An 8925-nucleotide genomic window follows, 5' to 3' on the forward strand; every position below is an offset into this window, starting at 1 on the left:
ATTGAACCTTTAGAAACGCCGCCACGGCGAAGACGTGGGCAGGTAGTGGTGCCGGTAGCGCAAATGCCGCACGTAGACGTGACGCATGAGGGGATCGGATTTTGCCATCATGCGCAGCGCGCCGACGATCACGAACCAGATGGCGATGCCAAACAGCGCTGAATACAGGGTGAGCACGACGAAGATCAGGATGATTGCCACCAGCCCTGTGACAAGCAGGAGCTCCCGGTCTGCCCCCATCAAAAGGTTCGGCCGTGAAAGAGCGCGGTGAATGCGATTGCGTTGGAGAGCGGAATGCGGCTCACCCATTGGCCCCCTCCCATCTTGCAACGGACATCGGATGGGAAACGGTCCCTGGCAAACTTGTGGCAGTGATGCCGATCGACGCGCCGGTCGCACCGAACAGTCCGACAATCGTCGTCGCCCCCAGCAGGATACCGGCGACCAGTACGATGTAGACGAGGCGTCGCGCGAAATCGTTGAGCTCGCCGCCGAAGATCAGCATTCCGCCGGCGATCGCCATGGCGGCGAGGGCAATTGCTCCTGCGACTGGCCCAGTGATGGATTCCTGAATCTGTTCAAGCGGCCCCTCCCAGGGAAGACTCCCACCGGAACTGGCAAGGGCTGGCGCGGCAAGCGCCGCGCAGAACATCGCAGCGAGCAGTCCGAGGCGAAAAGAGCGATTATGCAGCATGAATGTCCTCATCAATTTGAGCGTAATGTTCGGTCTGGTACCGGCTACCGCTGAAGCCCTCGACATTGATGACCTCTCGTACCCGTCTCCCCCTCCCCGCGCGCTCGATCGAGATGACAAGATCAACGGCCTCGCCGATCACAGCCTGCATCGGTTGCTGGCTGACCTCGGCGGTCAGTTGCTCCAGACGACGCAAGGCGGACATGGCGGTGTTGGAGTGGACGGTGGTGACGCCACCGGGATGGCCAGTATTCCAGGCTTTCAGCAGCGTTAGTGCGGCGCCGTCGCGGACTTCGCCAACGATGATGCGGTCGGGACGGAGGCGCATGGTGCTCTTGAGCAGTCGCGCCATATCGATCGTGTCACTGGTATGCAGGCACACCGCATTCTCTGCCGCACACCGGATTTCCGCAGTATCTTCAAGAATGACCATGCGGTCGTCCGGCGCTGAGGCTATGATTTCAGCGATCACGGCATTGGCGAGAGTCGTTTTGCCCGAACCCGTTCCACCCGCGATCACGATATTGAGCCGATTCGCGATTGCGCTCCTGATCACTGTGGCTTGCGCCTCCGTCATCACCTTGTCAGCGATATAGTCGTCGAGTGGGATCAGCCTGGAGGCTCTGCGCCTGATCGTGAACGTTGGGGACGCGACAACCGGGGGCAGCAACCCTTCAAAGCGGTGTCCGCCAATGGGAAGTTCGCCCGAAATGATCGGCCGCTCATCGTCCGCCTCAGATTGTAGAGCGTGTGCGACGGAGCCGATGATTGTTTCCGCTGCTGTCGCCGCCATCTCACCCGCGGGCGCAATGCCCTGCCCTAACCGCTCGATGAAAACTTTACCGTCCGGGTTGAGCATGATCTCGACGACGCCAGGGTCGTCGAGGGCGATACATAAACGATCGCCCAGTGCTTCTTGAAGCTTGCGCACAAGGCGGGAATGCGACTGAAGCATTGCAGCTTTCTCCTCGCTGATTGGTTTGTGAGGGAAAAGAGCCGCGCCACGCTTTGATGTCCACGTACAAATTTGTGGGTCGCCTGCGTGAGGTGATTCCGTCAGGTTCCCATCGATTCTCTCAATGGGCTTCTGGGTCGCCTCAGATAAGGGCGGAAAAATCTGAGGAAAGAAAGGACATGGACGATGGCGATGAAATGCTCAACACACTGAAATATAACACCTAATCACGCGTTTTTGCGATGGTCTTGGATCATCTTAAGATATTGTTAACTTTAAATTCCTTGTCGCGCAGGGGGAATCGGACGATAGTTGCGCAAATTATGGCTTTATGGCCATTTTTTCGAAAGTGACGCCACCTAGGAAATAGTTTGCAAAATGAGCCAGCTGCCCAACAGATTTGACGTCGAGATCGCCCAGCAAGGGGCAAAGATCTCAAGCGCGTTGCATATGCTGCGCAGCCAACAGTATCCGCCGGACGCTCGTAAGGGATTACGCAAGTTTCAGCTCGGCGAGGTCGCCGATTTCATGGGTGTGACCCAAAGCCATCTCCGACAAATCCATTCCGAAGGGAAAGGCCCGGAGATCGAATCGGTCAGCGGTCGCCGATATTATACGGCCGATCAAATGCGGGAGCTTCGCGAATATCTCGAAGCCAACAAAAAATCCGACAAGCGCTATTATGTTCCTCAACGTCGCGAAGGCGAGCCGATGCAAGTCGTTTCGGTCGTGAACTTCAAAGGTGGAAGCGGGAAGACAACGACCGCCGCACACTTAGCACAGTATCTCGCCCTCACCGGTCACCGTGTGCTTGCCATCGATCTAGATCCCCAGGCGTCGCTAACGTCACTGTTCGGCATTCAGCCCGAACTCGATGATACAGCGTCCCTATACGAAGCGCTTCGTTTCGATGAGGAGCGAAAGCCAATATCAGCGGTAATTCAGTCGACCAATATTCCAGGACTAGACGTTGTACCGGCGAATCTTGTGCTGCAGGAATTTGAATACGATGTGCCACTGTCAATTTCTTCTCGAAAAGGTGACGAGGGTCGGTTGTTCCACATGCGCATCGTCAATGCGCTTAAAGAAGTGGACGACAAGTATGACGTGGTTGTCATCGACTGCCCGCCGCAGCTCGGCTACCTTACTATCACCGCGTTGATGGCTTCCACAGGCATCCTGATTACAATCCATCCCCAGATGTTGGACATCATGTCGATGAGCCAGTTCCTACAGATGCTGGGAGGGATTATGACCCCTGTTGCAGAGGCTGGTGCCGAAATCAGGGTGGAATGGTTCCGCTACCTCGTGACACGCTTTGAGCCGACCGACATTCCGCAAGCGCAGATGGTCGGTTTCATGCAGTCGATGTTTGCTCAGCAGATGCTGCGAAACCACGTTCTTAAATCTACCGCTATTTCCGACGCTTCAATCAAAAAGCAGACTTTGTACGAGGTCGAGCGGGGAGAGTTCGTTCGGTCTACTTACGATCGAGCAATGGAAAGCCTGAATGCCGCAAATGGTGAAATTGTCGACCTGATACACAATGCTTGGGGGCGGAAATGACAAACTTGTCAGCCGTTTTTTTTCCTATTTTTGCAAGGCGAAATAATGCCTTAGCGGAGTTGAAGTCAAAGCTGGAGTTCGGTCATGGCGCGTGACAATCCATTTGCGAAGCTTGATATAGCGTCGATATCGACCGACAAATCTCCCGTAAAGCCTGGATACGCGATGACGGGCGCCGCGAAGACGGTTGTGCGATCGATTGAAGATCTCGCCGAAAACACCAAGAAGCTCATGGAGGGCGAGGTCGTCGTGGAGCTGGATCCGCGGCTGCTGGATGTATCATTCGTGGCCGATCGGCTGTCGGATGAGGGCGAAGAATACCAGGAGCTCAAACAGGCGATCAAAGAATCCGGTCAGACGACACCAATCCTGGTTCGGCCTAGCTCGTATGACAGCCAACGCTTCATGGTCGTTTTCGGGCACCGTCGTCTCAAGGTCGCCAAAGAGCTCGGGATTTCGGTCAAGGCGGTTGTCAAAAAACTTGACGACATCACGTCCGCAATCGCCCAAGGGCAGGAAAACTCTGCCCGCTCAAACTTATCCTTCATCGAACGTGCGTACTTCGCACAGAACCTGCTTGCGTCCAACATGACGAAGGACGTGGTGCGGTCGTCTCTCGCGATCGACGAGGCGATGTTGTCCAAGATGCTCGGTGTCGTGGAAGTGGTCCCTGCTGCGATCATCAAAGCTCTCGGTGCGTCCAAAAAAATCGGGCGCGACAAGTGGCTTAGCCTGCGTCAACTACTTCTCGTTCCTGCCCTCTTGAAGGTTGCCACTGAATTTACGGAGACCGCAGGGTTTGTTGAACTGGCAGAAGAGAAGCGGTTCGACGAACTTCATGATTACCTGAAGCGCTACAAGGTCAAATCGGCTGCTAAGAAGCCCAAGGGCAACGCATCCGGGAGGGATTGGACGTCGAGCGACAGTTCACTGAATTTCGTAATGAACACCAAATCGAAGAAGGTTGCGATTGAGCTTTCGAATGTCGAAGCGAAGCCCTTCAGCGACTGGCTTTCGGGCCGGATGGACCGTTTGTATGACGAGTACAAACGGTCAAAAACCGAACGCAACGGAGATTAAACCGCAAAAGAAAAAGGCCCCCAAACGGTAAACCGTGGAAGCCTCTCTCGTCATCTCTAGCAGGATCGAGAATCGCATTTCCCGGAATCGCAGTCAAGAGTGTTGGCACCGATTTGGTGAGCGAATTTCTTTTGCCTAGAGAAAGGTGAGAGAAAAAATGCAAACGGGACATGTAACGACGCCTTTTGGGCGGCGACCGGCTACTCTTGCCCTAGTTAAGGGGCAACTGGCCATCACAGCACCGAGCCCAGGCGCACGCGTAGAAAAGTGGAAAGTGTTTCGTGACGTGTGTGAGGCGAGGGAGCGCTTCGGTCTGCAAGACAGAGCGCTCGCTGTTCTCGATGCACTCTTGACGTTCTACCCTGAGCCACAGCTCGACCAGGATCATGGACTTGTCGTGTTTCCATCTAATGCGCAGCTATCTGTCCGCGCTCATGGGATCACAGAAAGCACGCTCCGCCGGCAACTCGGAGCACTGGTCGATGCCGGACTTATCCAGCGCCGGGATAGTCCAAACGGCAAGCGTTACGCGCATCGCAGTCGAGATGGCGTAATTGAGCAGGCATACGGCTTCGATCTCAGCCCGCTGCTCACGCGCGCGGCGGAGCTTGCCCTACTTGCGCAGGAAGTCGCAGCAGAACGTGTACGCTTCCGCAGGGCAAAAGAAGCACTGACGATCTGCCGTCGCGATGTCCGTAAGCTGATTACGGCTGCGATTGAAGAAGGAGCGTCAGGAAACTGGCTGGACGTCGAGATGATGTATGTTGGAATTCTTGGTCGACTACCTCGTTATCCCGACAGAACCCAGGTCGAAGCAACACTCGACGAGATGGAGCTTTTGAGGAATGAAGTCATCAACCTCCTGGAGATGCAGTTAAATACCGACTATATGCACGGCAATGCCATTCAAAATGAACGCCACATACAGAATTCAAATACCGAATCTATCTATGAACTTGAACCTAGCTCTAGAAAAGAGCAGGGCGAAAGCTTGCCGGAAGAGCCGCCAGCCAAGAGGATAGGCGTTGAACAGAAATGGGCGAATGCAGAACAGATCAAGTCGTTTCCGCTCGGTATGGTCCTTCGAGCTTGCCCCCAGATCGTAGACTATGGGCCGGGCGGTGGCATATCGAATTGGCGCGAGTTGATGACGGCGGCCGTAGTGGTCCGCTCAATGCTCGGAGTAAGTCCCTCAGCCTACGAAGAGGCCTGCAATGCGATGGGGCCGGAGAATGCTGCCGCGGCAATGGCGTGCATCCTAGAGCGCTCGAACTACATCAACTCGGCCGGTGGTTATCTACGTGATCTGACTAAACGCTCGGAACGAGGAGAGTTCTCAATTGGGCCTATGCTGATGTCGCTGCTCAAGGCAAACGGCGATGGCAACCGGCTTGCGGGTTAGCGATGTCAATAAGCGCAATGTGTTGAACCTAGATGACGAGGTAGGGCTCTCATACAACCGCTACAATCTTGTCAGCCGTTTTTTTCGGAATTTTCCTCATAAATTACTGATGCTTATACGAGATGAGTGCGCGTAATTTCTCGTTGAATTGATGACTGGGCCTGGTCTATGCCAATCGACGCGAGAGCGGCTTTCACGCTACCGGACGACGAAAGCTTTATCGTGGGTAGACGCCTGCCTTCACAGCAAACGTGCAGCACGACCGCTTCGACGGGTAGCGCTATTGTAATAGCTCGACGCCTGCTGCACTGAACGATGCCTCGACTGCTCCATGGCTTCGGGGAGGGGTATGCGCGGTTAGCCGCTTCGGTCAGATATCCTGATCGTAGCCCATGTGCCGAAAACTCCGCAGGCTCCAGCCCCGCCAAGCTACGCCGCAGCAAAGGCGGCGCTTGTCAGCTTCACCCGGAGCTGGGCCCTTGAACTGGCTGCGGGCGGAATAACGGTGAACGCCGTTTCGCCGGGGCCAACGGAGACGGCGTTGTTTCGGGCGAACAATCCTGTCGGCAGCGAGAGCGAAGCGCGTTACCTCTTCGGCGTTCCAATGGGCCGCTTCGGAAGACCGGAGGAAGTCGCTGGGGCAATCGAATTCCTGCTATCGGATGACGCTGGGTTTATTACGGGGCAGACGCTTCATGTCGATGGCGGGGCCTCAATCGGCAAGTCTTCGTTGTAGATTCATCGCGGTCTATCTGGAGGCAGTGCCGGCCGATCCGCGTCTTCAAAGCATACGCGCAGCGCGCCCGCTTCGGCGGGTCGCGTTGTTGTAATAGCTGGAGGCCTGTTGCACCGAACGGTGTCGCGACTGCTCCATTGCTTCGGGGAGGGGGATCCCGCGGTTGGCGGCTTCCGTAAGATATCCCGACCGCAACCCATGCGCCGAGAATTCCGCAGGGTCGAGTCCAGCCATCTCGGCCCGCTGTTTGACGATCGCATTGACCGCGCCCGGCTCCAGCGCCCGCTTCGAGACATTGCCCCAACGATCGATCTTCCGAAAAATACTCCCGCTTTCGATTCTTCCAGCCGCCATCCATGCGTTCAAAGCATCCACGGGCCGGCCCGTCAGATAAACGGCCTCATCGCTTTCGGCACCTGACGTCTTGGTGCGACCGAGATGGATGGCGAGAGAGGGGAGGGGAGGGGCACCCTCGACGGTGATGGGTGGCTCGACGGTGAGCTGCTCCCTGCGCAGACCGGCAATCTCACTGCGACGACGACCGCCCGAGGCAAAAGCCACCATCAGGATTGCCCGGTCGCGGATGTCACGAAGGCTGTCGGTGCTGCAGGTCGCGAGCAGCTTTGCCAGGACGTCGCCGGTGACGGCCTTGGCGCTCTTGCGTTTCCTTGGCCGCGGCGTCGCCCGAACTGCGAGGCGTATCGCGGATTTCAGCGACGGCGAGGAAAAGACGCCTGACAGCCCGCGCCATTTCGTCAGCGTCGCCCAGCTGGCAATCCGCCGCCGCACCGTGTCGGGCGCGTGCGGCCCTGGCGATCGCAGAAAACCCTGTTCCCGCAGGCTCTGTTCGACATCGGCTGGCATGCCGTGGTGAGGATCGATGTCGCGCTGTTCGGGCTGCCAGAGATGGTGGGCGACGAATTTAAGAGCCAAGGCTTCGGGCGCCGGCCAGGGGAGGGAGGCGCCGGTCGCGGCAAGCGACCAGGCCTGTAGATAGGCGAGGTCGGAGGTGAGGGCGCGCAGAGTGTTTTCGCCCATGCCTTCGTTGACCAGATGGCGTAGCGTTTCGATGTCCTGGTCGGTCAGCAGTTCGGCCAGTTCGTCGCGCCGGTCGATCGGCAGCACGCTGGCGATGGTGTCGAGTTCGTCGGCCCGGCGATCGACGGCGGTCTTGGAGATGGACGGTTTGGCCACAGAGAAACTCCGGATCGGCGGCTTTTGACGGCCGAGCGGCCGTGGATTTGCCGGATTCTTTCTGATTTGCGGCAGGAAATCAATCACCTCCGATAAGGGATACTTATCGGAGGCTAGATCGCAGACATAGGATCGTACTCAGTGACGGACGGTAAATGAGAAATAGCGTCCGTTTAACGGTTCGTTTACCATGATTTCAATGACTTACGATCCTTCGAAAATCGGCATTTCTAACTTGCTGCGGCCTACTTTCGACGCCGGGATCGTGCTGACCCGTCTCGACGAGCGCATCGCCCGCGACGTGCTGCGCACCCGCCGGCGCATCGCCGCACAGTCGCCGGATTGGGCGTTGTGGGCCGACGGTATCCGCTCGCTGCGGAAAACCGCAGAGATCACGACGGTTGACACGGAAGAGGCGCAGACGATCGGTGCCAGATCGTGTCCCATGGAGTGGTGTAGCTGGATTTCATAGCCATCGGTGATTTCCGGTAGGGTCGGGTTGCTTATGACCAACCTGAGGGACACCACCGATGACCGACGACATGATGAACCTGCGCTCACTCGTTGAGAAGAGCGCCGACGCCGATTTGCTGCGCGAGATGATCGGCTTCGCTGCCGAGAAGCTGATGGCGCTGGAGGTCGGCACAAAGACGGGCGCGGGTTATGGCGAGAAGAATGGCTTCCGACTTGCCCAGCGCAACGGCTATCGCGACCGGGACTGGGAGACACGGGCGGGCACCGTCGAGCTGCGCATTCCAAAGCTTCGCACAGGCAGCTATTTCCCGAGCTTTCTCGAACCACGCCGCATGGCAGAGAAGGCCCTGACGGCGGTGATCCAAGAGGCCTATATCCAAGGCGTCTCGACCCGATCCGTCGATGACCTCGTTAAGGCCATGGGCATGTCGGGCATCTCCAAGAGCCAGGTATCCCGGCTCTGCGAGGAGATCGACGAGAAGGTGAAGGCCTTTCTCGACAGGCCCATCGAAGGGGAATGGCCCTACCTTTGGATCGATGCGACCTACCTCAAGGTCCGGCGCGGCGGGCGCATCGTCTCCGTTGCCGTCATCATCGCCGTCGGCGTCAACACCGACGGTCGACGCGAGGTGCTCGGTATGGAGATCGGCACATCCGAGGCCGAGGCGATCTGGACCGAGTTTCTTCGAAAGCTGACCAGGCGGGGTCTGCGTGGCGTCAAGCTCGTCGTCTCCGATGCCCATGAGGGGAGGCGTCGCCTTAACCGGCTGGTGCGGATCGAGGCAATAGTCTATCGGCATGACTGACGATGCGTCCGCCCGATA

At 57.3% G+C, this 8925-nt stretch carries 8 protein-coding genes and 3 pseudogenes; 6 read left to right on the forward strand and 5 right to left on the reverse strand.

What is annotated here, in order from left to right; genetic code table 11:
- Window positions 1–9: 9 nt before the first annotated feature.
- From AKG12_RS26590 to trbB, 3 genes are read right to left on the reverse strand one after another with little or no spacing between them, the layout of a single operon-like run.
- Window positions 10–309 carry a conjugal transfer protein TrbD gene (locus tag AKG12_RS26590; RefSeq protein WP_015647762.1) on the reverse strand — a complete coding sequence of 100 codons (300 nt, stop codon included), beginning with the start codon at window positions 307–309 and terminating at the stop codon, window positions 10–12.
- The gene (locus AKG12_RS26595) at window positions 302–694 is read right to left on the reverse strand and encodes a TrbC/VirB2 family protein (RefSeq protein ID WP_052821130.1); all 393 of its coding nucleotides are present in this window, start codon (window positions 692–694) and stop codon (window positions 302–304) included. Before AKG12_RS26595 ends, AKG12_RS26590 begins: the two co-directional genes overlap by 8 nt.
- Window positions 684–1649, reverse strand: a complete 966-nt coding sequence (trbB, locus tag AKG12_RS26600) for a P-type conjugative transfer ATPase TrbB (RefSeq protein WP_052821131.1) — start codon at window positions 1647–1649, stop codon at window positions 684–686. Before trbB ends, AKG12_RS26595 begins: the two co-directional genes overlap by 11 nt.
- A 378-nt stretch (window positions 1650–2027) precedes the next feature.
- Between trbB and repA the strand changes: the two genes are divergently transcribed.
- From repA to repC, 3 genes are all read left to right on the forward strand, one after another.
- Complete coding sequence (repA, locus tag AKG12_RS26605) at window positions 2028–3215, forward strand: plasmid partitioning protein RepA (RefSeq protein ID WP_018326379.1); 1188 nt, start codon at window positions 2028–2030, stop codon at window positions 3213–3215.
- Window positions 3216–3299: 84 nt separating this feature from the next.
- Window positions 3300–4295: a plasmid partitioning protein RepB gene (gene repB, locus AKG12_RS26610; protein WP_018326378.1), complete on the forward strand. Its 996-nt coding sequence runs from the start codon at window positions 3300–3302 to the stop codon at window positions 4293–4295.
- 157 nt (window positions 4296–4452) lie between these two features.
- Entirely contained in the window at window positions 4453–5697 is a 1245-nt protein-coding gene (gene repC, locus AKG12_RS26615) for a plasmid replication protein RepC (RefSeq protein WP_052821132.1), read from the forward strand.
- 240 nt (window positions 5698–5937) lie between these two features.
- On the opposite strand, the pseudogene AKG12_RS31150 reads toward repC, so the two are convergent.
- Window positions 5938–6134 (reverse strand): annotated as a pseudogene (locus tag AKG12_RS31150) (integrase); the annotation flags it as partial.
- On the opposite strand from AKG12_RS31150, the gene AKG12_RS26620 reads away from it, so the two are divergent.
- Complete coding sequence (locus AKG12_RS26620) at window positions 6092–6433, forward strand: SDR family oxidoreductase (protein ID WP_234825365.1); 342 nt, start codon at window positions 6092–6094, stop codon at window positions 6431–6433. The pseudogene AKG12_RS31150 and the gene AKG12_RS26620 overlap by 43 nt on opposite strands.
- A gap of 45 nt (window positions 6434–6478) precedes the next feature.
- Here the strand turns inward: AKG12_RS26620 and AKG12_RS26625 are convergent, their stop codons facing one another.
- On the reverse strand, window positions 6479–7627 hold the full coding sequence (locus tag AKG12_RS26625) for a site-specific integrase (RefSeq protein ID WP_052821134.1): 1149 nt from the start codon (window positions 7625–7627) through the stop codon (window positions 6479–6481).
- A 190-nt stretch (window positions 7628–7817) separates the two neighbouring features.
- Here AKG12_RS26625 and AKG12_RS26630 point away from each other — a divergent pair.
- Both AKG12_RS26630 and AKG12_RS26635 read left to right on the forward strand, forming a co-directional pair.
- Window positions 7818–8057, forward strand: a pseudogene (locus AKG12_RS26630) (RHE_PE00001 family protein); the annotation flags it as partial.
- Window positions 8058–8157: 100 nt separating this feature from the next.
- Window positions 8158–8850 (forward strand): annotated as a pseudogene (locus AKG12_RS26635) (IS256 family transposase); the annotation flags it as partial.
- Window positions 8851–8925 lie beyond the last annotated feature (75 nt).

Source organism: Agrobacterium sp. SUL3, from assembly GCF_001263295.1.
In the GTDB taxonomy this organism is placed as follows: Bacteria; Pseudomonadota; Alphaproteobacteria; order Rhizobiales; family Rhizobiaceae; genus Agrobacterium; species Agrobacterium tomkonis.